The organism is Pseudomonas protegens (assembly GCF_013407925.2).
Taxonomy (GTDB): Bacteria; Pseudomonadota; Gammaproteobacteria; order Pseudomonadales; family Pseudomonadaceae; genus Aquipseudomonas; species Aquipseudomonas fluorescens_AP.
The window spans coordinates 3,959,588-3,981,101 of the sequence record NZ_CP060201.1; the positions used below are offsets into that span (position 1 = coordinate 3,959,588).

19 protein-coding genes are annotated in these 21,514 nt (G+C 61.0%); 5 read left to right on the top strand and 14 right to left on the bottom strand.

Translation table 11 applies throughout. The features are described 5' to 3' along the window. Positions 1–67: 67 nt before the first annotated feature. Positions 68–2,041 carry a DNA primase gene (gene dnaG, locus GGI48_RS18320; RefSeq protein ID WP_016967954.1) on the bottom strand — a complete coding sequence of 658 codons (1,974 nt, stop codon included), beginning with the start codon at positions 2,039–2,041 and terminating at the stop codon, positions 68–70. Between the two features lie 481 nt (positions 2,042–2,522). Next, on the bottom strand, positions 2,523–2,738 hold the full coding sequence (rpsU, locus tag GGI48_RS18325) for a 30S ribosomal protein S21 (protein ID WP_002551877.1): 216 nt from the start codon (positions 2,736–2,738) through the stop codon (positions 2,523–2,525). 200 nt (positions 2,739–2,938) lie between these two features. Here rpsU and tsaD point away from each other — a divergent pair, with 200 nt between their 5' ends. After that, entirely contained in the window at positions 2,939–3,964 is a 1,026-nt protein-coding gene (gene tsaD, locus GGI48_RS18330) for a tRNA (adenosine(37)-N6)-threonylcarbamoyltransferase complex transferase subunit TsaD (RefSeq protein ID WP_016967952.1), read from the top strand. 45 nt (positions 3,965–4,009) lie between these two features. On the opposite strand, the gene plsY is transcribed toward tsaD, so the two are convergent. After that, positions 4,010–4,579 (bottom strand): glycerol-3-phosphate 1-O-acyltransferase PlsY, encoded by a 570-nt coding sequence (gene plsY / locus GGI48_RS18335; protein WP_016967951.1) that lies wholly within the window; start codon positions 4,577–4,579, stop codon positions 4,010–4,012. Positions 4,580–4,653: 74 nt separating this feature from the next. Here plsY and folB point away from each other — a divergent pair, with 74 nt between their 5' ends. Together folB and folK are read left to right on the top strand one after the other, a co-directional pair. Continuing rightward, positions 4,654–5,007: a dihydroneopterin aldolase gene (gene folB, locus GGI48_RS18340; protein ID WP_016967949.1), complete on the top strand. Its 354-nt coding sequence runs from the start codon at positions 4,654–4,656 to the stop codon at positions 5,005–5,007. Next, the gene (folK, locus tag GGI48_RS18345; protein ID WP_016967948.1) at positions 4,998–5,513 is read left to right on the top strand and encodes a 2-amino-4-hydroxy-6-hydroxymethyldihydropteridine diphosphokinase; all 516 of its coding nucleotides are present in this window, start codon (positions 4,998–5,000) and stop codon (positions 5,511–5,513) included. The genes folB and folK overlap by 10 nt, the downstream gene beginning before the upstream one ends. Before the next feature lie 55 nt (positions 5,514–5,568). On the opposite strand, the gene GGI48_RS18350 is transcribed toward folK, so the two are convergent. The 11 genes from GGI48_RS18350 to GGI48_RS18400 all read right to left on the bottom strand — a co-directional run bounded on the left by GGI48_RS18350 (position 5,569) and on the right by GGI48_RS18400 (position 19,686). Beyond that, on the bottom strand, positions 5,569–6,798 hold the full coding sequence (locus GGI48_RS18350; RefSeq protein WP_179599493.1) for a multifunctional CCA addition/repair protein: 1,230 nt from the start codon (positions 6,796–6,798) through the stop codon (positions 5,569–5,571). A gap of 65 nt (positions 6,799–6,863) precedes the next feature. Beyond that, the gene (locus GGI48_RS18355) at positions 6,864–8,426 is read right to left on the bottom strand and encodes a SpoVR family protein (protein WP_016967945.1); all 1,563 of its coding nucleotides are present in this window, start codon (positions 8,424–8,426) and stop codon (positions 6,864–6,866) included. Further along, entirely contained in the window at positions 8,423–9,694 is a 1,272-nt protein-coding gene (locus GGI48_RS18360) for a YeaH/YhbH family protein (RefSeq protein WP_016967943.1), read from the bottom strand. Before GGI48_RS18360 ends, GGI48_RS18355 begins: the two co-directional genes overlap by 4 nt. A 122-nt stretch (positions 9,695–9,816) precedes the next feature. Next, entirely contained in the window at positions 9,817–11,739 is a 1,923-nt protein-coding gene (locus GGI48_RS18365; protein ID WP_016967942.1) for a PrkA family serine protein kinase, read from the bottom strand. A 299-nt stretch (positions 11,740–12,038) separates the two neighbouring features. After that, positions 12,039–12,368 (bottom strand): thiosulfate sulfurtransferase GlpE, encoded by a 330-nt coding sequence (gene glpE, locus GGI48_RS18370; RefSeq protein WP_016967941.1) that lies wholly within the window; start codon positions 12,366–12,368, stop codon positions 12,039–12,041. 33 nt (positions 12,369–12,401) lie between these two features. Continuing rightward, the gene (locus GGI48_RS18375; protein WP_047306363.1) at positions 12,402–13,271 is read right to left on the bottom strand and encodes a symmetrical bis(5'-nucleosyl)-tetraphosphatase; all 870 of its coding nucleotides are present in this window, start codon (positions 13,269–13,271) and stop codon (positions 12,402–12,404) included. After that, complete coding sequence (apaG, locus tag GGI48_RS18380) at positions 13,271–13,651, bottom strand: Co2+/Mg2+ efflux protein ApaG (protein WP_016967937.1); 381 nt, start codon at positions 13,649–13,651, stop codon at positions 13,271–13,273. The genes GGI48_RS18375 and apaG overlap by 1 nt, the downstream gene beginning before the upstream one ends. A gap of 126 nt (positions 13,652–13,777) precedes the next feature. Then, positions 13,778–14,590: a 16S rRNA (adenine(1518)-N(6)/adenine(1519)-N(6))-dimethyltransferase RsmA gene (gene rsmA / locus GGI48_RS18385; protein WP_016967935.1), complete on the bottom strand. Its 813-nt coding sequence runs from the start codon at positions 14,588–14,590 to the stop codon at positions 13,778–13,780. Next, positions 14,587–15,576 (bottom strand): 4-hydroxythreonine-4-phosphate dehydrogenase PdxA, encoded by a 990-nt coding sequence (gene pdxA, locus GGI48_RS18390; RefSeq protein WP_016967933.1) that lies wholly within the window; start codon positions 15,574–15,576, stop codon positions 14,587–14,589. Before pdxA ends, rsmA begins: the two co-directional genes overlap by 4 nt. Then, positions 15,573–16,889 (bottom strand): peptidylprolyl isomerase SurA, encoded by a 1,317-nt coding sequence (gene surA / locus GGI48_RS18395; protein WP_042942111.1) that lies wholly within the window; start codon positions 16,887–16,889, stop codon positions 15,573–15,575. The genes pdxA and surA overlap by 4 nt, the downstream gene beginning before the upstream one ends. Beyond that, complete coding sequence (locus GGI48_RS18400; protein ID WP_179599495.1) at positions 16,870–19,686, bottom strand: LPS-assembly protein LptD; 2,817 nt, start codon at positions 19,684–19,686, stop codon at positions 16,870–16,872. Before GGI48_RS18400 ends, surA begins: the two co-directional genes overlap by 20 nt. A 130-nt stretch (positions 19,687–19,816) precedes the next feature. Here GGI48_RS18400 and GGI48_RS18405 point away from each other — a divergent pair, with 130 nt between their 5' ends. Both GGI48_RS18405 and murU read left to right on the top strand, forming a co-directional pair. After that, positions 19,817–20,842 carry an aminoglycoside phosphotransferase family protein gene (locus GGI48_RS18405; RefSeq protein ID WP_179599497.1) on the top strand — a complete coding sequence of 342 codons (1,026 nt, stop codon included), beginning with the start codon at positions 19,817–19,819 and terminating at the stop codon, positions 20,840–20,842. After that, positions 20,839–21,513 (top strand): N-acetylmuramate alpha-1-phosphate uridylyltransferase MurU, encoded by a 675-nt coding sequence (murU, locus tag GGI48_RS18410; RefSeq protein WP_016967926.1) that lies wholly within the window; start codon positions 20,839–20,841, stop codon positions 21,511–21,513. The genes GGI48_RS18405 and murU overlap by 4 nt, the downstream gene beginning before the upstream one ends. Position 21,514: the final 1 nt, after the last annotated feature.

Consider the following 21,514-nt stretch of genomic DNA (forward strand, 5'->3'; position numbering starts at 1 on the left):
AACACCCTATCCACTGAAGGTCTTGGCGGGCAAAAAACAAGCCGAGGATTATACCCGAGCTATGACCTCACGCGCCAGTTGAGGTCGGGTTCGATGCGGGAACATTGCGTTTTAAAAGCTCAACCAGCTGAATTTTCTCTTCGCTGCTGAGCTCGCTTTGACGCGATTTCCTGAGAAGTTGGTCTAAAACACGCTCGCGTTGGCGAGCGGACAAGCTATTAATGGTGTCGAAAAACTGTTGTTCAAGGTTATCTCCGTCGATCAACCACTCTTTTTCTGCCAGTGCAGTCAGCAGGTGGCCCTGCTGAGTGCCGTGCCAGCGCGCCATCAACTGATGAATAGAGCGTAGCTTAGGATTTTTCTGCACGGCTTCGATCAGAGCGACCAGCAACTGTGTATTGATGTTGTCGTCATCGGCAAAGTGCCCGGCATCTTCAACTTTTTCTGCCAGCTGCGGGTGATGCAGCAAGGTGCGCAGGGCCGCCAGTGTCGGAGGCTCCACCGGCGCAGGAACCCGCTGGCCCCTGGGTTGGTCGCGATCGCCCTGGCGCTTGCCCTTGCCGTTCTTGTCCCAGGGTTTGTTGTCCCATTTCTTGCCGCCGCCATTTTTCTTCGGCGTCCACTCCTGTTGAGGGACGTAGGCCTCCTGGTGGGGCTCATGGTAGTCGGCGTAATCCGGCATTGCGTCGTAATCAATGCCGGCGTCGTAGGCTGGCGGCGCTTCTGGCGCGGCGTTGTGGACCAGTTGCGTGACGGTTTCGCTGGTCAGGCCGGTGATCTCGCTGAGGCGCTGGCGCATCAGGGTGCGCAGGTTGGCCCCGGGGATTTTTTCGATCAGCGGCGCAGCCAGCGTGGCCAGATGCGCCTTGCCTTCCAGGGAGCGCGGGTCTGCTTCGTCGATCAGTTGCTGGAAAAAGTAATCCGCCAGCGGCTGCGCGTGCTGATTGATCCGGGCGCGGAAAGCGTCGGTGCCTTCGGAGCGCACCAGGGTATCCGGGTCTTCGCCTTCCGGAAGGAACAGGAAGCGTGCGCGGCGTCCGTCCTGCAGGCAACTGAGGGTGGCTTCCAGGGCGCGCCAGGCGGCCTTGCGTCCGGCCTGGTCGCCGTCGAAGCAGAACAGCACGTTGGGCACGATGCGGAACAGGCGCTTGAGGTGTTCCTCGCTGGTGGCGGTGCCCAGGGTCGCGACGGCATTGCGCAGGCCTTGCTGGGCCAGGGCAATCACGTCCATGTAGCCCTCGACGACGATGATTTCGTCGAGGTTGCGGTTGTTCTTGCGGGCCTCGTACAGGCCGTAGAGTTCCTGCCCCTTGTGAAACACCGGGGTTTCCGGGGAGTTCAGGTACTTGGGTTTGTCATCCCCTAGCACCCGGCCGCCAAAGGCGATGATCCGGCCGCGGGTGTCGCGGATCGGGAACATCACCCGGTCGCGAAAGCGGTCATAGCGCTTGCCGGTCTCGGCGTTCTCGATCAGCAGGCCGGCGTCGATCATGGCTTTTTGCTGCAGGGTGTCGCTGCTCAAGTGCTTGAACAGGTTGTCCCAGCCGGGCGGGGCGAAGCCCAGGCCGAAGTCGCGGGCGATCTCACCGGTGAGGCCGCGTCCCTTGAGGTAGTCCACCGCTGCCTTGCGTGCCGGGTGGCTTTTCAGGGCCTGGCGATAGTAGTCGGCAGCGGCGGTCAGTAGCGCGTAGAGCGGAGAGTCCGTGGGCTGTCGGGGTTTGCGCTGGCCGCGACTGCTTTCCTCGCGGGGGATCTCCATTCCGGCGGCTTTCGCCAGTTCCTCGACGGCCTGGGGGAAGTCCAGGTTGTCGTGGTCCATGATGAAGCCGAGGGCGTTGCCGCCCGCGCCACAGCCGAAGCAGTAGTAGAACTGCTTGTCGGGGCTGACGCTGAAGGAAGGGGTCTTTTCCTTGTGGAACGGGCAGCAGGCGGTGTAGTTCTTGCCGGCTTTCTTGATTTGCAGGCGCGAGCTGACGACATCGACGATGTCGGTGCGGTTCAGAAGGTCGTCAATAAAGCTCTGGGGAATAAGCCCGGCCATGGCGTTCTCGTCATCACTGCGCGGAAAAATAGCCCTGGCGACGCTGTCGAAAGACCGGAGGCGGCGAGGCGTGAAAGTGGCGCGGCTCGGTTCGGGTTTTCGGCGTGATCGCAGTCGGGAAGTGTATCTGCCGAACGTCCACTGACGTTAGTTTCAATCAGTATTCGACTATTTGAAGGTGTTGCGCTGAGTCCGACAGTGGCCTTTGAGTGGCCTCGGATAGCTCATTAAGCGGGCGCTGGAGAAGTGCGCCTTGGGCTGATCGTCTGTAGGAATCAGTAAGGGTGTGCTCGTCAGTAGCCTTGGAAGGCTCGTCAGAAAAGACGTGCACCGCTGGCAAGAGCCAGGTCTGACGTGGTGAAGCAGATTCGTCTGGGTCGCATGGGCGGCTTTGACGGTGAAGCATCAAGCGTATTCCGCAAATGCCATTAGCCCGGCTGAGGGCCGGGCTTGGCAGAAGCTTGCAGCGAACGTCTGTGTATTAGTACAGACGTACGGCGCGGCGCTGTTCGCGCTGAACTTTCTTGGCGTGACGCTTAACAGCAGCAGCTGCTTTGCGCTTACGCTCGGAAGTCGGCTTCTCGTAAAATTCGCGGCTACGAACTTCAGCCAGAACACCGGCTTTTTCGCAGGAGCGCTTGAAACGACGCAGAGCTACGTCGAAGGGTTCGTTCTCTTTAACTTTGACGGCTGGCATCCAGAGCTACCTTCATTCATTACCGGGGTCAACGTTCTCGTCGCAAAAATCGCGGCTGAGGTCGTCGGTTTTTAAGGGTTGCGGATGTTAACCCCTCAACGCTCGGAATGCAAAGCCTCTGATCGAAAACCGCTGGTCGGGCGCGGGAGTGGCGACTATTATGCGCGCCTTCGAATTCAGCCTCTACAAGGCGCAAACCCATGCTAGTACTGGGATTAGAAACCTCCTGCGACGAAACCGGCGTCGCGCTTTACGACAGCGAGCGCGGTCTTTTGGCCGATGCGCTGTTCAGCCAGATCGACCTGCACCGCGTCTACGGCGGCGTGGTGCCGGAGCTGGCTTCCCGTGATCACGTCAAGCGCATGCTGCCGCTGATCCGTCAGGTTCTGGCTGAGGCCGACTGTGTGCCCACCGAGATCGATGCCATCGCCTATACGGCCGGTCCCGGCTTGGTCGGCGCCCTGCTGGTCGGGGCTTCCTGTGCCCAGGCGCTGGCATTTGCCTGGGGTATTCCGGCCCTGGGTGTGCATCACATGGAAGGTCATCTGCTGGCGCCCATGCTGGAAGAGCAACCACCGGAATTTCCGTTCGTCGCCTTGTTGGTGTCCGGCGGTCATACCCAGCTGGTTCGGGTCGATGGCATCGGCCAATACGAGCTGCTGGGCGAGACGCTGGATGATGCGGCAGGCGAAGCGTTCGACAAGACCGCGAAGATGATCGGCCTGAATTATCCCGGTGGGCCGGAAATTGCTCGTCTGGCCACTCAAGGCGTACCGGGACGGTTTGTCTTCCCGCGGCCGATGACCGATCGCCCTGGTCTCGATTTCAGTTTCAGCGGCTTGAAGACCTTCGCCCTGAACACCTGGCAGCAATGCGTCAGCGCTGGAGACGACGGTGAGCAAACCCGTTGCGACATCTCCCTCGCGTTCCAGCAGGCAGTGGTGGAGACTTTGACCATCAAGTGCAAGCGCGCCCTGAAGCAGACCGGCCTCAAGCGCTTGGTGATCGCCGGGGGCGTGAGCGCCAACAAGTCCTTGCGCGAGGCTCTGGAAAAGATGCTCGCGGAGATGAACGGCAATGTGTTCTATGCTCGCCCGCAGTTCTGCACCGATAACGGCGCGATGATCGCCTTTGCCGGCTGTCAGCGTTTGCAGGCTGGGCAGCAGGAAGGCCTGGCGATCACTGTGCAGGCGCGCTGGCCGATGGAGCAGTTGTCGGCCCTTTAGAGCGCGCGTGGCGGCGTCAGCTTGAGTCTTTTGATCGTCGAGGGCTCAGAAATGCCGTTCGCGGCCGGCAAACAGGTCGCGTAGATTGCCGCGATGGCGCCAGACGATCAGCAGCGTCAGCACGCTCATCGGCAGCAGCGCCTCGGGCTCCTGCCAGGCCAGCAGCGGCAGGGTCAGGGGCGTGGCGATCAAGGCGGCCAGCGAGCTGGTGCGGGTGAGGTAGAAGGTCAGCGCCCAGGCGGCGACGGCCAGCAAGGCGGCTGGAGGATAGAGCCCCAGCAGCATGCCGGCGGCGGTGGCGACACCTTTGCCGCCGCGAAAGCGGAAATACAGAGGGAACAGGTGGCCAAGGACGGCGTAGAGTCCGATCCAGGCCTGTTGTTGCAGCGAGAGCCCCGCAAGGTGCGCGATCAGTACGGGCACCAGGCCCTTGCAGAGATCCCCCAGCAGGGTCAGGACGGCGAGTTTCTTGCCGGCCAGGCGCAGCATGTTGGTGGCGCCGGCATTACCCGAGCCACTCATTCGCGGATCGGGATTGCCCGTCAGGCGGCTGAGCAAAATGGCGAAGGACAGAGAGCCAAGCAGGTAGGCGAGAATCGCCAGTAACCAAAACATGCTAACTATTCCGGGCGAGGAAGCCCTGATTCTAACGGCGCATTGCGCCCTTGTCGTGCTGCGGAGAAGAGTGCTTGGACAGAGTGTTTATCGAAGGACTGGAAGTGGACACCGTAATTGGAGCCTACGACTGGGAGCGTGGCATCCGACAGTGTCTGCGTCTTGATCTGAGCTTTGCCTGGGATAATCGCCCGGCCGCCGCCGGGGATGATCTGACGCTGGCACTGGATTACGCCAGCGTTTCCACGCGGATCCAGGCGTTTGCCGAGCAGGCCCAGTACCAGTTGGTGGAAACCTTTGCCGAGCGTCTTGCCGAAGTGCTGATGAGCGAATTCCACATCCCTTGGCTGCATTTGAAACTGACCAAGCCGGGCGCCGTTCCGGCTGCCACGGGTGTGGGCGTGGAGATCGAGCGCGGATGTCGCTGACTCAGGTGTTTCTGGGGCTTGGTAGCAATATCGAGCGTGAAGTCCACCTGTGCGCCGGGCTTGATGCCCTGGCTGGCTTCCTGGTGGATATGCGTTGCTCGGCGGTGTTCGAAAGCCAGCCGGTGGGGATCAAGAGCGGCCCGTTCTTCAATCTGGTGGTGTCGGGTTACACCGATCTGCCGTTGACCGAACTGGATCGGCGCTTGAAGTTCATCGAGGCGGACAATGGCCGCTACGCTCCGGATCGCAAAGGCTTGCCGCTGGACATCGATGTGCTGCTGTACGGCGATCTGACCGGCAATTTCGATGGCCTGATCCTGCCTCGCGCCGAGATCCTGAAGAATGCCTTTGTGCTTTGGCCGTTGTCGCTGATGGCCCCTGAGCGGGTGCATCCGCTGGCCGGCAAGAGCCTGGCGGCGCTTTGGCGTGAGGCGCAGATCGATCAGGTGCTGGCGCCGGTTGCATTCGAGTGGCAGGGCCGGCAACTGACGCCTCCGGGGCTCTAGTCCCCAGCCGATGGCTCCTGAGGTGGGCAAGGCCTGGGCCTTGCCCGCGAGGGGCTCAAGGTTTGGGCAGTTCCTTGTAGGCCTTGAGCGCTTTCAGTCTTTCCAGTCTCAACGCCTCGCCCAGCGCCGGGCCTTTGAAGCCTTGCTCAAGCAGCGGCTGGACCGCCACGGCCCGGGCTACATTGGCCGCGCCGCGTAGATAGTCGGCTTGTGGGTAAGGTCGCGACTCCAATCCCAACCGCCCGCGGGCATCCATTTCGCAAGCGCCAATGAACTCTTCAAAGCGTTGCGGGCGACGGAACACGTCGAAACTTTGTAGCAGCTCCAGCAGTGTCGAGGCCTTCAGTTCCTGCGCCTTGTGGGCGTGGGTGTGGTACTGGCCGACCAGCAATGCCAGTTCCTGGCATTCCCGAGGCGCCTTGAACCGCTCGTTGACGGCCTTGATCAGCTCCAGTCCCTTGTGTTCGTGGCCGATGTGCCGTGGCCACTCTTGCTCGGGAGTCACGCCCTTGCCCAGGTCATGCAGCAGGCAGGCCCAGCGTACCGAGAGGGGCTGTTGATGCAGCGCCGCCTGCTGCAGAACGCTGAGGGTATGCAGGCCGGTGTCTATCTCCGGATGGTGCGCTGCCGGCTGGGGAACGCCGAACAGGGCGTCGACCTCGGGCATCAGCACTGCCAGGGCGCCGCAGTCCCGCAGTACCTGGATGAAGACCTGGGGCTGCTGCTCCATCAGGGCCCGGGAAATCTCTTTCCAGCTGCGCTCCGCCGTGAGGGCCTGCAGCTCGCCTGACTCACTGAGCTCACGCATCAGTTCGAGCGTCTCTGCGGCCACCCTGAAACCCAGGCTGGCATAGCGTGCGGCAAATCGCGCCACTCGCAGCACTCGAAGAGGATCTTCGGCGAATGCCGGGGAAACATGACGTAACAGCCGCTCTTGAAGATCCCTCTGGCCGTTATAGGGATCGGTCACCACACCCTGGTCATCCTCGGCCATGGCGTTGATCGTCAGGTCGCGGCGAATTAGGTCTTCTTCCAGGGTGACTTCCGGGCTGGCGTGAAAGGTAAACCCGCCGTAACCGCGTCCGCTCTTGCGCTCGGTTCGGGCCAGGGCGTATTCCTCGCCATTCTTGGGGTGCAGGAACACCGGGAAATCGGCGCCAACCGGGCGAAAGCCCTGGGCGATCATGTCTTCTGCGCTGGCGCCTACGACCACCCAGTCGATATCGGTGACCGGCCTGCCCAGCAAGCGATCGCGCACTGCGCCGCCGACTTTGTAAATCCGCATAAAAAACCTCCGTTAGCGCGACAGAATAACGCTTGTGCCGCGCTGACGGAGGACTGTTGTTGGGCTTAGAGGTGGATGACTGCCAGGTCGAGCCGACCGTAGTCGTTTTCGTTGTGATCGCCCCTTGGCGGGACGTGATGGGTTTTCACCACTTGATCGCCCTGCAGGGTTTCCAGGTGAATGTCGAAGCCCCAGAGGCGGTGCAGGTGCTTGAGTACCTCGTCGGTGGAGTCGCCAAGGGGTTTGCGATCGTGTTGCTGGTGGCGCAGGGTCAGTGAGCGGTCGCCGCGGCGGTCGATGCTCCAGATCTGCACGTTGGGTTCGCGGTTGCCCAGGTTGTATTGCGCGGCCAGGGTTTCGCGGATGATCCGATAGCCGCTTTCGTCGTGGATCGCCGGCACCAGCAGGTCGTCCTTCTGGTCGTCATCCATGATGCTGAACAGCTTGAGGTCGCGGATCACCTTGGGCGACAGGTACTGCAGGATGAAGCTCTCGTCCTTGAAGCTGCTCATGGCGAACTTGATGCTCGACAGCCAGTCGGTGCCGGCCAGTTCCGGGAACCAGCGGCGGTCCTCTTCCGTGGGCTCCTCGCAAATGCGGCGGATGTCCCGGTACATGGCAAAGCCCAGGGCGTAGGGGTTGATGCCGCTGTAGTAAGGACTGTCGAAGCCCGGCTGGTAGACCACGCTGGTATGGGAGGCGAGGAATTCCATCATGAAGCCGTCGGTCACCAGGCCTTCGTCATACAGATCATTCATCAGGGTGTAGTGCCAGAAGGTCGCCCAGCCCTCGTTCATGACCTGGGTCTGGCGCTGCGGGTAGAAGTACTGGGCGATCTTGCGCACGATGCGCACGATTTCCCGCTGCCAGGGCTCCAGCAAGGGCGCGTGCTTTTCAATGAAGTACAGGATGTTTTCCTGGGGCTCGGCGGGGAAGCGAGCATTGTCCTTGTCGCTGTATTTGTCCGCGCCTTTGGGAATGGTGCGCCACAGGTCGTTGATCTGTTTCTGCAGGTGCTCTTCCCGGTCCTTCTGCCGGCGCCGTTCTTCCTCGGCGGAGATCGGGTAAGGCCGCTTGTAGCGGTCGACGCCGTAGTTCATCAGGGCATGGCAGGAATCCAGCAGGTCCTCCACGGCATCGATGCCATGGCGCTCCTCGCATTGCATGATGTACTGCTTGGCGAACACCAGATAGTCGATGATCGAGCTGGCGTCGGTCCAGGTGCGGAACAGGTAGTTGCCCTTGAAGAAGCTGTTGTGGCCATAGCAGGCATGAGCGACCACCAGGGCCTGCATGCAGATGGTGTTCTCCTCCATCAGGTAGGCGATGCATGGGTCTGAATTGATCACGATCTCGTAGGCCAGTCCCATCTGCCCGCGGCTGTAGGACTTTTCGGTGCTGAGAAAGTGCTTGCCGTAGGACCAATGGTGATAACCCAAAGGCATGCCCACCGAGGCATAAGCATCCATCATCTGCTCGGCGGTGATCACTTCGATCTGGTTGGGGTAGGTATCCAGGGCATAGCGGGCCGCGATACGGCTGATTTCGCGGTCGTAGGCCTGGATCAGCTCGAACGTCCATTCCGAGCCGGTGGAGATGGGTTGGCGTTTCTGCTCTCTGGCGGTCATGTCACTAACCTGCGCTGGAAGAGTTCACGGAAGACCGGATAGATATCGCCGGCCGAAACCAATTGTTGCTGGGCGAACGTGTCGGAGAAGGCTTCGGCGATACGTTCGTATTCGAACCACAGGGCCTGATGCTCTCGCGGCGTGATCTCCACGTAGGTGTAGTACTGGACGAAAGGCATGATCTGGTTGATCAGGATATCGCGGCAGATGGGCGAGTCATCGTTCCAGTTGTCGCCGTCGGAGGCTTGTGCGGCGTAGATGTTCCATTCGTTGCTTGGATAGCGCTCGGCCATGATCTCCTGCATCAGCTTCAGCGCGCTGGAGACAATGGTCCCGCCGGTTTCCCGGGAATAGAAGAACTCTTCCTCGTCCACTTCGCGAGCGCTGGTGTGGTGGCGGATGAAGACCACGTCGATCTTGTCGTAGTTACGCTTGAGGAACAGGTACAAAAGGATGAAGAAGCGTTTGGCAATATCCTTGGTGGCCTGGGTCATGGAGCCGGAGACGTCCATCAGGCAGAACATCACCGCCTTGGAACTGGGGTTGGGCTGTTTCACCAGCAGGTTGTACTTGAGATCGAAGGTGTCGAGAAATGGCACGCGATGAATGCGCGCGCTGAGGCGTTCGATTTCTGCTTCAAGTTCCTGAATATCGCCGAAGTTGTCTGGTTCTTCTCGTTTCAGGCGCTCCAGTTCTTCCTTCACCTCCCGCAGCTTGGCCCGACTGCTGCCGGATAGGGCAATGCGTCGGGCGTGGGCCGAGCGCAGGGTGCGGATGATGTTGATCCGCGACGGATTGCCTTCGTTGCTGATCCCCGCTCTTACGGTCTTGAAGGTGTCGGTGCCGGTCAGGTTGCGTTTGACCAGGTTGGGCAGTTCCAGATCCTCGAACATGAACTCGAGGAATTCTTCCTGGGTGATCTGGAAGACGAATTCGTCCATGCCCTCGCCGGAGTTGCCGGCCTTGCCGCGGCCTGCGCCACCGCCGCCGCCCTGCGGCCTGGCGATATGTTCGCCGGCGGTAAATTCCTTGTTGCCGGGATGGACCACGGTCTGCTTGCCGCCGCGGCCGTGGTGCAGCACCGGTTCGTCGATATCCCGCCCGGGAATGCTGATTTGTTCGCCGTGCTCCATGTCGGTGATGGAGCGGCGGCTGACGGCCTCTTCGACAGCCTTTTTAATATGGTCACGGTAACGCCGCAGGAAGCGCTGGCGGTTCACCGTGCTCTTGTTCTTGCCATTGAGACGTCGGTCGATCACATAGCTCATAGGCCCCTCCGGGGAGCTTCAAGTCGTAAGCCTAAAGCCACAAGTGAACGCGCCGTCAGATCCCGGGATCGGGGTTCAGCCACGTTGCTCTTGCAGCTCTCAGCTAGAAGCTTGCAGCTGCTTTACTGCGACTTTCTGACCCGCAGATACCATTCGGACAGCAGCCGAACCTGTTTGTCGGTGTAGCCGCGCTCGACCATTCGTGTGACGAAGTCGTTGTGTTTCTGTTGATCCTCCTTGCTGGCCTTGGCGTTGAAGCTGATGACCGGCAGCAGGTCCTCGGTGTTGGAGAACATTTTCTTCTCGATGACCACCCGCAGTTTTTCGTAGCTGAGCCAGGTGGGGTTCTTGCCGTTGTTGTTGGCCCGGGCGCGCAGGACGAAGTTGACGATCTCGTTGCGGAAATCTTTCGGGTTGCTGATGCCGGCCGGTTTTTCGATCTTCTCCAGCTCCTCGTTGAGGGCCACGCGATTGAGAATCTCGCCGGTTTCCGGATCGCGGTATTCCTGATCCTGAATCCAGAAGTCTGCGTAGAGCACATAGCGGTCGAAGATGTTCTGGCCGTACTCGCTGTAGGACTCCAGGTAAGCGGTCTGAATCTCCTTGCCGATGAACTCGATATAGCGCGGCGCCAGGTATTCCTTGAGGAAGCGCAGGTAACGCTCGCGGGTTTCCGCCTGGAACTGTTCCTGCTCGATCTGCTGTTCCAGCACATACAGCAGGTGCACCGGGTTGGCCGCCACCTCATGGGGGTCGAAGTTGAAGACTTTCGACAGGATCTTGAAGGCGAACCGGGTCGACAGGCCGTTCATCCCTTCATCGACGCCGGCGCTGTCGCGGTATTCCTGGATCGACTTGGCCTTGGGATCGGTGTCCTTGAGGTTTTCACCGTCATAGACCCGCATCTTCGAGTAGATATTGGAGTTCTCCGGCTCCTTGAGGCGCGACAGCACGGTGAACTGCGCCAGCATCTTCAGGGTGTCGGGGGCGCAATGGGCCTTGGCCAGGGAGCTGTTGAACAGCAGTTTGTCGTAGATCTTCACCTCATCGCTGACACGCAGGCAGTAAGGCACCTTGACGATGTAGATACGGTCGATGAAGGCTTCGTTGTTCTTGTTGTTGCGGAAGGTGTGCCATTCCGATTCGTTGGAGTGGGCCAGCAGGATACCGGTGAAGGGGATCGCCCCCAGCCCCTCGGTGCTGTTGTAGTTGCCTTCCTGAGTGGCGGTCAGCAGTGGGTGCAGCACCTTGATAGGCGCTTTGAACATCTCGACGAATTCCATCAGGCCCTGGTTGGCCCGGCACAGCGCCCCGGAGTAGCTGTAGGCGTCGGCATCGTTCTGCGGGAATTCTTCCAGCTTGCGGATATCCACCTTGCCGACCAACGCCGAGATGTCCTGGTTGTTCTCGTCCCCGGGCTCGGTCTTGGCCACGGCGATCTGGTTGAGAATCGACGGGTACAGTTTCACCACCCGGAACTGGCTGATGTCACCGCCAAACTCCGCCAGGCGCTTGGTGGCCCAGGGCGACATGATGGTGTTGAGATAGCGCCGGGGAATGCCGAAATCTTCTTCGAGAATCGCGCCATCTTCCGTGGCGTTGAACAGCCCCAGTGGCGATTCGAAGACCGGGGAGCCCTTGATGGCGTAGAAGGGCACTTTCTCGATCAGTTGCTTGAGCTTTTCGGCCAGGGACGACTTACCACCGCCCACCGGGCCCAGGAGGTAGAGGATCTGCTTCTTCTCTTCCAGGCCCTGAGCGGCGTGTCGGAAGTAGGAGACGATCTGGTCGATGCACTCTTCCATGCCATGGAAGTCTTCAAAGGCCGGATAACGCCGGATCACCTTGTTGGAAAAGATTCGTGACAGCCTCGAATTGGTCGAAGTGTCCAGCAGTTCTGGCTCGCCGATGGCCAATAGCAGGCGTTCGGCGGCGGATGCATAGGCGCTTCGATCTTTCTTGCACAGCTCCAGGTATTCCTGCAGTGAGAATTCTTCCTGGCGTGTGGATTCGAAGCGCTGTTGGAAGTGGCTAAAAATACTCATGACGTCACCTCGCTCGATACGTGGAGCCGGCGTCGGATCAGTCAGTCAAGTGCTGGCATGCAGCTGAGTTTCCAGCTGCTGTTTACCCCCCAGAACACTTCCAAAGCTATCGACCTTGAAAGCTAGTACCGATGACCCGCTCGCCGGTGTACCGGCTCTCCCCTGATTTGGATGGCCTGAGGCTAAGGATAGTTCGGAATCCGGGAGGTCAAGGCGAGATGGGGAATTAGTTGCGCACTACCGTTCGTCCGGTGGCGCGTCAGCCCACGTAGTACGCGGGCTGGAGCTCGGGAAAAAAATTATTCGGCGGTGCCCTGGGCGATTTCCGTCGGGTAGGTGCTGCGCCACAGTTCGAAGCCGCCATCGAGGCTGTAAACGTCGGAGAAGCCCTGGCTCACCAGATACGCGGCGGCGCTCTGGCTGGAGTTTCCGTGATAGCAGACCACCACCAGCGGGGCGTCCAGGTCGGCGCCGCGAATGAACTCGGAAATGGAGTGATTATCCAGATGCTGCGAGCCGCTGATATGGCTCAGGGCATAGGTTTGCGGGTCGCGGATATCCACTACCACAGCACCTTGTTCGCGCAGGGCCTGGGCCTGTTCTGGAGGGATGCGTTTGAATTCGCTCATGGCGGGCTCCTGGAGCTTGATAGTCAGCGCCGATTAGCGCTGTGCCGAGACGGGCAAGGGGGTGGAGGAGGGGTGTGCGGGGTGTCCCTGGGCATCGCAATCACAGGTCAGGCGCACGCCGCTGTCGACATTCAGCAGGGTCATGGCCCCGCCCCAGACACAGCCGCTGTCGAGGGCGAAAATGCCGGGCTCGTTGCTCTGGCCTTCCAGGGCCGCCCAGTGGCCGAAGATGATCTTCAGGTCCCGGGTCTTGCGCTCTTTGTGACTGAACCAGGGGGCATAGCCGGCTGGGGCGGTATCCAGTCCTTCCTTGCTCTTGAGGTCGAGCTTGCCCTCGCTGGTGCAGAAGCGCATGCGGGTGAAATAGTTGGTGATGACCCGCAGGCGGGTCACGCCCTTGAGGTCGCTGTCCCATTTCGCCGGATCGTTGCCGTACATGCCGTCCAGAAAGGGTTCGAAGCGGTTGTCGTCGCGAAGCGCTTCTTCCACCTCGGCGGCGCACTTGAGGGCTTTTTTCAGCGACCACTGGGGAGCAATGCCAGCATGCACCAGGGCCACATGGCGGGCTTCGTCGTAGTGCATCAGTTTTTGCTGGCGCAACCACTGCAGCAGCTCTTCGCAGTCGGGGGCCTCAAGGATCTCGCGCAAGGTATCGGACTTTTTCAAGCGCTCGATGTTGCGCCAGGCGGCCAGCAGGTGCAGGTCATGATTGCCCAGCACGCAGACCAGCGAGTCGCGGATCGAGTACAGGTAGCGCAGGGTTTCCAGTGACTGCGGACCACGGTTGACCAGGTCGCCCACCAGCCACAGGCGATCCCGGGCCGGGTCGAAGGCGACTTGTTCAAGCAGGCACTGCAGCGGCTCCAGGCAGCCTTGCAGGTCGCCGACAGCGTAAGTTGCCATCAGTGCAGGGCTCCGGGGACCGCCAGGCGGAAGGGCGCGATGATGGCGTCGAACTGTTTGCCGTCCTCGGCGAGCATCTGGTAACTGCCCTGCATGTTGCCGACCCGGGTGGTCATCACGGTGCCGCTGCTGTAGGTGTGGCTTTGGCCGGCGGCGATCAGCGGTTGCTGGCCAACCACGCCGGCGCCGCGTACTTCTTCCACATGACCGTCGCCGTCGGTGATCACCCAGTGCCGAGACAGCAGCTTGGCCGGGAGTGAGCCATTGTTATGAACGGTGATGGTGTAGGCGAAGGCGAAGCGGTTCTGCTCGGGTTGCGATTGGTCTGCCAGAAAGCGGGTGACGACGCTGACATCGACCTGATAACGAGGATCGGACATGCAAGAGGCCTTTAAAGCAAAGCGGGGCGCGGGACAAAGCTGATGGGGGTCAGTCTAGGTCAAGTACCGGGTAGTAAACCAGACATCCCGTCCGGCGTCCTACCCGATATCGGGCAGAGGTCAGGCTCAGTCGGCGGCAGGCTTGGGCTGGTCGGCCAGTTGGTCGGCCAGGCGCACGAAAGCCGCCAGGTCCAATTGCTCGGGGCGCAGGCTGCCATCGACGCCGGCGGCTTCGATTTCGGCGCTGCTGAGAAGGGCCTTGAGGGTATTGCGCAGGGTCTTGCGGCGCTGGTTGAAGGCTTCGCGCACGATGCGTTCCAGCAGTCGGTGATCCTTGGCCGGGTGTGGCAGTACCGCGTGGGGCACCAGGCGCACGATGGCCGAATCGACTTTCGGTGGCGGATTGAAGGCGCCGGGGCCAACGTTGAACAGATGCTCAACGCGGCAGTGATACTGGACCATGATCGACAGGCGGCCCCAGTCACCGCCGCCGGGACCGGCGGCCAGGCGCTCGACCACTTCCTTTTGCAGCATGAAGTGCATGTCGCGGATCAGCCCGGCGTTCTGCAGCAGGTGGAAGATCAGCGGAGTGGAGATGTTGTAGGGCAGGTTGCCGACCACCCGCAGGCTGCTTGGCGCCGCGCCCAGGGTGTTGAAGTCGAACTTCAGGGCATCGCCCTGGTGCAGGTTGAAGTTGCTCTTGCCGGCGAACTGCTGGTTGAGGATCGGGATCAGGTCCTTGTCCAGCTCCACCACGTCCAGCTGCGCGCCGCTGCCCAGCAGGCCTTCGGTCAGGGCGCCCTGGCCCGGGCCGATTTCCAGCATGCGGTCTTCGGGTTTGGCGTGGATAGCACGCAGGATACGGTCGATAACGCCGGCGTCGTGCAGGAAGTTCTGACCGAAGCGCTTGCGCGCCCGGTGTTGGTATTGCTCGCTCATAAACGGTTCTCGGCCATCTGGTAGGCGGTTTCCAGGGCGACCTGCAGGCTGCCGGTGTCGATCTTGCCGCTGCCGGCCAGATCCAGGGCGGTGCCATGGTCGACGGAGGTGCGGATGATCGGCAGGCCGAGCGTCACATTGACGGCCGCGCCGAAGCCTTTGTATTTCAGCACGGGCAAGCCTTGGTCGTGGTACATCGCCAGCACTGCATCGCAGTGCTCCAGATATTTGGGGGTAAACAGAGTGTCGGCTGGCAATGGACCGCGCAGGTCCATGCCTTCTTTGCGCAGGCGCTCTAGGGTGGGTTCGATGATGTCGATTTCTTCGCGGCCCAGGTGTCCGCCTTCCCCGGCATGGGGGTTGAGCCCGCACACCAGAATGCGTGGCCGGGGGATGCCGAACTTGTGCTGCAGGTCGGCATGCAGGATCCGTGTGACCCGTTCCAGGCGTTCGACGGTGATGGCGTCGGCAATCTCCCGCAAGGGCAGGTGGGTGGTCACCAGGGCCACGCGCAGGCCACGGGTGGCCAGCATCATCACCACCTGCTCGGTGTGAGTCAGGTCCGCGAGAAATTCGGTATGTCCGGAAAAGGCGATCCCGGAATCGTTGATCACACCCTTGTGCACGGGGGCCGTGATCATGCCGGCGAAGTGCCCGTCCAGGCAGCCCTGGCCAGCGCGGGTCAGGGTTTCCAGGACGAAGGCGGCATTGGCCTGGTCCAGCTGGCCGCTGATCACCGGTTTGCCCAGGGGGGTGTCCCAGACATACAGGCTGTCCGCGGGGGCGGGGTCGGTCGGCAGTTGCTCCAGGGTCACCGGCAGCAGATTGACTGCCACGCCCAGCTGCGCGGCCCGCTCAAGGAGCAGGTCGCGGCTGGTGATGGCAATCAGGGGATGGGGCTGGGGTTGCGAGGCGAGCAGCAGGCATAGATCAGGACCTATACCCGCCGGTTCGCCGGGTGTCAGAGCGAAACGTCTGGGTTTCACTGTGCCGCCTGTTCAGCGCCAGGCAGCTTGATTTCGACGTAGGCCTCGTCACGGATCTGCCGCAACCAGGTCTGCAGCTCTTCGTCGTACTTGCGGTTGCGCAGGACGGTCATGGCTTGTTGCTCGCGGGCCTGACTGGTGCTGTCGGTGGCGCGACGGCCAAGGACTTCCAGTACATGCCAGCCATAAGGGCTCTTGAACGGCTTGGACAGCTGACCTTGTGGGGTCTTGGCCATCACTTCGCGGAATTCCGGCACCAGGGCGTTCGGGTCGATCCAGTTGAGATCGCCGCCGTTGAGCGCCGAGCCTGGGTCTTCCGAGTAGCTTTTCGCCAGTTCGGCGAAGTCTTCGCCGGCTTCGATGCGCTCGTAGAGCTTCTGCGCCAGGCGCTTGGTTTCTTCTTCGCTGCGAATTTCGCTCGGCTTGATCAGGATGTGGCGTACATGCACTTCATCACGCACCTGATTGCCGCCGCCGCGCTTGTCCAGCAGCTTGAGGATGATGAAACCGCCAGGGGTGCGCGCGGGCTGGGTGATATCGCCCACGGCCATTGCGCTCAGTTCACGATCGAAAGGAGGGGGCAGTTGAGCGGCTTTACGCCAGCCCATGTCGCCGCCTTCCAGGGCGTTGTCGCTGCCGGAGCGGGCAATCGCCAGTTGGGCGAAGTCCGCACCTTGCTTGAGTTGCTGGTACACGTCCATGGCCTGGCGAGCGGCGCTCTGAATCGCTTCGGAGTTGGCGCTTTCCGGGGTCGGGATCAGGATATTGGCCAGGTGCAGTTCTTCGGAGAGCTGCATCTTGCCCAGGTCCGAGGCCAGGAAGTTCTTCACTTCCTGCTCCGATACCTGAATGCGTTCGGCCACACGGCGTTGACGCACGCGGCTGATGATCATCTCGCGGCGCACCTGATCACGAGCGTCTTCATAAGACAGGCCGTCGTGAGCCAGGGCGGCACGGAACTGCTCGATGCTCATGCTGTTGCGCTGGGCAATGGTGCCGATGGCCTGGTTCAGCTCTTCATCGGTGATGCGGATGCCGGAACGTTCGCCAATCTGCAATTGCAGGTTTTCAACGATCAGGCGTTCCAGAACTTGCTGTTCCAGAACGCTGGTAGGCGGTACGCCACCGCCACGCTTGGCGATGGTTTGCTGGACTTCGTGAACCCGCTGGTCCAACTGGCTCTGCATGACCACGTCGTTATCGACGATGGCCACCACTTTGTCGATGGACTGCACCGCGGCGCTGGCCGCGGTACTCAGGAACAGCGCGCCCAGCATCAGCGGGCGCAGACAATCAGAAAGCTTGGTCTTCACGTTCACGATAACCTTGGATGCCTTTGTCGAGGAAGCTCTCTACTTTGGTGCCCATGACGCCACCGAGACCCTTCAGAACAATTTGGAGGAAGATGCCGCGGTCGCCTTTCTCGTTCTCCGGAGCGTTCTGACTGAACTCGTCATACTTGACCCAGTAACGGCTGATCAGGCGCAGTTTCCAGCAGCAGTTGTCGTATTCGAAACCACCGAAGGCCTCGAGCGTGCGGTTACGGTTGTAGTCGTACTGCCAACGGCTGATGGCGTTCCATTGCGGCACGATCGGCCAGATCACCGAGAAGTCATGCTGCTGGATCTTGTAGTAGTCCTTCACGTAGCCAGGCTGGCCCGGAGTGCCGTAGTCGCCCCCCATTTTCCAGGTGCCGCTGTTCTGGTCATAGCGGATCTGGTCGTTGCGATAGCGATAGCCGGCGTTGACCACCTTGTTCGGGTTGTCTTCAGGCTGGTAGTGGAACATCGCACTACCGGAACGCGGGCTGTGGCTGTCCGGGTCCCAGTTGTACTCGGCGGTGGTACGCCAATCGCGGTTGAAGCGATATTCGTATTCAAGCGCGTAAGGCGAGACGTTGGACGTGGCGTCGGCGCGGGTGCGGTAATCAAGGCCCGGTAGCTGGACCGTACGATCCTTGAAGTAAAGAGCCTGGCCGACGCTGATGCGTTGACGCTGGAAGCCGTTGTCCTCGATCCAGCGGCTGGTTACACCCAGGGACAACTTGTTCTCGTCACCGACGCGGTCCGAACCGGAGAAGCGGTTGTCGCGGAACAGCGACGCGTAGTTAAAGGTGTATTCGCCGGTATCGAACACCGGGATGTCCTTCTGATCTTCCTCGGGGACATAGAGGTAGAACGCGCGCGGTTCCAGGGTCTGGCGGTAGTTCTTGCCAAACCATTGGGTGTCACGGTCGAAGTAAAGGCCGCCGTCGACACTGGCGATTGGAACGCCACGGTTCTGCGAGCTCTTGTAGGACTCGCCCAATGCCGAGGCGTTATTTCTATTGCTGACCAAGTCGCCTTTGCCTTGCGCATCCAGATCAAGATTGTATTGGGTGTACATGTACTTGAGGGATGGTGTCAGGTAGCCATAACTCCAGTTCAGCGGCAGGCTGACACCGGGTTTGAGGTTCAGGCGGTCGCCGTTGGAGCGTGCCAGACCAGCAACGTTGGTATCAAGACGTGGGGTGCCCACTGTGCCGTTCGAGTTGAACGGGCCACCATCTTTGTCTGTGTAGTTACCATTGAGCAGATCCCGCTCAAACCTCACCAGCTCGGTTTCATAGGTGAAATCCAAACCTTGCGGATGGTACGGCAGAGCACCGTTGAAGGTAATCTGCGGTAGTCGGTTGTACGGAGTGATGTTGGACACGCTCGCCAGCTCGTACGCCTGCACGTTCAGGCGCGCGGTGTAGTCGTCGCCACGATAGGTCACGACGCCTTGCTGGTTAACATAGTCGGTGGACTTCACACCAATCTGATCGGTCTGCAGATCCTGGAAGTAATAAGGATCGCTGATCTTGGTGTAGTCGACTTCGGTCATCAGACGCGAATCAAGCCCGCCCTTGTGCTGCCAGTTGAGCATGTACCGGGTTTTTTCGTAATCGGTCTGCTTGCTGCGATCGGTATCGTCGTCGTTGAGGTAGGCCGCGCCGAACTGACCTTCGCTGCTTTTGGTCAGGTAACGGAATTCGCCTTCCATCAACAAGCCGCGCTTGGTCATGTAGCGTGGGTACAACGTGGCGTCGTAGTTCGGCGCCAGGTTGAAGTAGTACGGCGTGACCAGCATGAAACCGGTGTCGCTGCCGGTACTGATGCTCGGCGGCAGGAAGCCGGACTGACGACGGTCGTCGATCGGGAAGTAGATATACGGGGTGTAGAGCACCGGAATATCTTTGACCCGCAAGGTCACGTTGGTCGCGGTGCCGAAGCCGGTGGCCGGGTTCAAGGTGATGTTGTTGCCCTTGAGCTGCCAGGCGTTGCTGTTCGGTTCGCAGGTGGTGTACGTACCATCCTTGAGGCGGATGATGGCGTTTTCCGCACGCTTGGCGTACAGCGCGCTGCCCCGCACCCGCGACTTGTGCATCACGTATTCGGCGTTGTCGACCTTGGCTTCACCGGTGTCGAGCTGCACGTCGGCGTGGTCGCCGACCATCAGCGTGCCGTTGTCGCGAATGCGCACGTTGCCGCTCAGCTCGCCGCGGTTCTCGGCCTGGTACAGGTTGGCCTCGTCGGCCTCGACCTGCATGCTGCCCTGGCGCATGACCACGTCGCCGGCCAGGGTCGCCACTTGTTCTTCCTGCTGATAACGCGAGGCCTTGGCGCCGATAAAGGTCGGGGCGTCACTTTTATTCGTCTTGTCATTCATGCCAGGACGAATCGGTTCGATATAGGAACCAGAGCAGTAAGGACCGGTCTCGGCCAATTGAGCGGCGGTGAGCTTCTCACGCGGCACCCAGTCGAGGTGGCTGTAGTCCGCACTGCGGGACTTCAATCCACGGCCTTTGGCTTCAGTGACCAGCACGGGCTTGTCGCCGGCAGCCTGATCCGCTGCGCCGCTGTCGGTGGCATTGCTGGAACTGACCGAGTTGGCGTCATGAATCGGCCGTGGAGGCAGTTGGGCTGCGCTGGCTTTCGGCGCACAGGCCCAGCCACCCGAAGCAGAGACTGAGCAGTCATACTGTTCCGCGGCGACCACGAAGGAAGTGGCTAGAGGTTGCAGGGCCAGCAAACCGCCGGTAACCAGCAACGGGAATTTTTTACGAAACGCGGGGGATTTCAATGCCATCTTATTAGTCCGGGCTTCCTGCGTGCCATCTGCCCGCGGTGTGGGCCGCACGCCTCTCGATGGTCTGAAAAAGATGCTGGATAATAAAGCATGACCCGCTTGACGGCTAGCGCCGTCGGAGACCCTTGTAATGCCTGACCAAGATGTACGCTTGCAACACCTGAAAGTTTGGCTCGATGAGCAGTTGGCGATTGTTTACGCAGAGCAAGGCTGGGGCGAAGTGCCCCCGGCGACATTGACCGCGGCCAGTAGCGACGCGAGTTTCCGCCGTTATTTCCGTTGGCAGGGCGCGCACCGCAGCTTTGTGGTCATGGATGCCCCGCCCCCCCAGGAAAATTGCCAACCCTTCGTGGATGTCGCCCATTTGCTGGCGACTTCAGGCATCAACGTGCCGAAAATTTATGCACAGGATCTGGCTCGCGGCTTCCTGCTGCTCAATGACCTGGGCAACAAGACCTATCTCGACGTGATCGACGAGCACAACGCCGACGCGCTGTTTGACGACGCATTGCAGGCGTTGCTGGCGTTTCAGCAACTGCCGATGGACGCGCCGCTGCCCAGCTACGATGTGGCTCTCCTGCGCCGTGAGCTCGAGCTGTTTCCGGAGTGGTACGTCGGGCGTGAACTGGGGATCACCTTCAGCGCGCAGCAACGTGAGCAGTGGCTGCGGGTCAGCGATCTGTTGATCGACAGCGCGCTGGCGCAGCCCAAGGTGCTGGTGCACCGCGACTACATGCCTCGCAACCTGATGCTCAGTGAACCGAACCCCGGCGTTCTGGATTTTCAGGATGCGGTCTACGGTCCCGTGACCTATGACGTCACGTGCCTGTTCAAGGATGCCTTCCTCAGCTGGCCGGAGCCTCGGGTCCGCGGCTGGCTCAACGACTATTGGAATCGTGCCCGGGCGCTGGGAATTCCGGTACAGGACGATTTTGCAGACTTTCTGCGCGCCAGTGACCTGATGGGCGTGCAGCGTCACCTCAAGGTGATCGGGATCTTCTCGCGGATCTGCCATCGCGACGGCAAGCCGCGTTACCTGGCGGATGTGCCGCGTTTCTTTGCCTATATAGAAGCGGTGCTGGCCCGTCGCCCCGAGCTGGCCGAACTTGAACAGTTGCTGTGCAGTCTGCGCCAGCCCGCGGGGAGCGAGGCATGAAGGCGATGATTCTGGCGGCCGGCAAGGGCGAGCGCATGCGCCCCCTGACCCTGACCACCCCCAAGCCACTGTTGCCGGTGGCCGGCGTTCCTCTGATCGAATACCACCTGCGGGCTCTGGCACAGGCGGGCTTTCGCGACATCGTCATCAACCACGCCTGGCTCGGTCAGCAGATCGAGGATGCTCTGGGCGATGGCCAGCGCTGGGGCCTGAACATCCGCTACTCGGCTGAAGGCGAGCCGCTGGAAACCGCGGGCGGGATCTTCCAGGCCCTGCCATTGCTGGGCGAGCAACCGTTCCTGGTGGTCAATGGCGATATCTGGACCGATTACGACTTCGCCACATTACGCCGCCCCCTGACCGGGCTCGCCCACCTGGTGATGGTGGACAACCCGGCGCATCACCCCAGCGGTGGCGATTTCTGCCTGGAGGACGGGAGGTTGCACGACGCTCGCCCTGGGGTGGCGGCCCTGACCTTCAGCGGCATCTCGGTCCTGCATCCGGACTTGTTCCAAGGCTGCGTGGCCGGTCCTTCCAAGCTCGCGCCACTGCTGCGCGCCGCCATGGCCCGGGACCAGGTCAGCGGCGAGCACATGCAGGGACGGTGGATCGACGTCGGTACGGTCGAGCGCCTGGCGCAGGTCGAACGCCTGCTGCAAGCGAGTCGCTGAT

What these genes read in the sequence shown, in the direction of transcription:
- dnaG (WP_016967954.1), bottom strand. Translation starts at nt 2,041, where the DNA reads ATGGCCGGGCTTATTCCCCAGAGCTTTATTGACGACCTTCTGAACCGC.
- rpsU (WP_002551877.1), bottom strand. Translation starts at nt 2,738, where the DNA reads ATGCCAGCCGTCAAAGTTAAAGAGAACGAACCCTTCGACGTAGCTCTG.
- tsaD (WP_016967952.1), top strand. Translation starts at nt 2,939, where the DNA reads ATGCTAGTACTGGGATTAGAAACCTCCTGCGACGAAACCGGCGTCGCG.
- plsY (WP_016967951.1), bottom strand. Translation starts at nt 4,579, where the DNA reads ATGTTTTGGTTACTGGCGATTCTCGCCTACCTGCTTGGCTCTCTGTCC.
- folK (WP_016967948.1), top strand. Translation starts at nt 4,998, where the DNA reads ATGTCGCTGACTCAGGTGTTTCTGGGGCTTGGTAGCAATATCGAGCGT.
- GGI48_RS18350 (WP_179599493.1), bottom strand. Translation starts at nt 6,798, where the DNA reads ATGCGGATTTACAAAGTCGGCGGCGCAGTGCGCGATCGCTTGCTGGGC.
- GGI48_RS18355 (WP_016967945.1), bottom strand. Translation starts at nt 8,426, where the DNA reads ATGACCGCCAGAGAGCAGAAACGCCAACCCATCTCCACCGGCTCGGAA.
- GGI48_RS18360 (WP_016967943.1), bottom strand. Translation starts at nt 9,694, where the DNA reads ATGAGCTATGTGATCGACCGACGTCTCAATGGCAAGAACAAGAGCACG.
- GGI48_RS18365 (WP_016967942.1), bottom strand. Translation starts at nt 11,739, where the DNA reads ATGAGTATTTTTAGCCACTTCCAACAGCGCTTCGAATCCACACGCCAG.
- glpE (WP_016967941.1), bottom strand. Translation starts at nt 12,368, where the DNA reads ATGAGCGAATTCAAACGCATCCCTCCAGAACAGGCCCAGGCCCTGCGC.
- GGI48_RS18375 (WP_047306363.1), bottom strand. Translation starts at nt 13,271, where the DNA reads ATGGCAACTTACGCTGTCGGCGACCTGCAAGGCTGCCTGGAGCCGCTG.
- apaG (WP_016967937.1), bottom strand. Translation starts at nt 13,651, where the DNA reads ATGTCCGATCCTCGTTATCAGGTCGATGTCAGCGTCGTCACCCGCTTT.
- rsmA (WP_016967935.1), bottom strand. Translation starts at nt 14,590, where the DNA reads ATGAGCGAGCAATACCAACACCGGGCGCGCAAGCGCTTCGGTCAGAAC.
- GGI48_RS18400 (WP_179599495.1), bottom strand. Translation starts at nt 19,686, where the DNA reads ATGGCATTGAAATCCCCCGCGTTTCGTAAAAAATTCCCGTTGCTGGTT.
- GGI48_RS18405 (WP_179599497.1), top strand. Translation starts at nt 19,817, where the DNA reads ATGCCTGACCAAGATGTACGCTTGCAACACCTGAAAGTTTGGCTCGAT.
- murU (WP_016967926.1), top strand. Translation starts at nt 20,839, where the DNA reads ATGAAGGCGATGATTCTGGCGGCCGGCAAGGGCGAGCGCATGCGCCCC.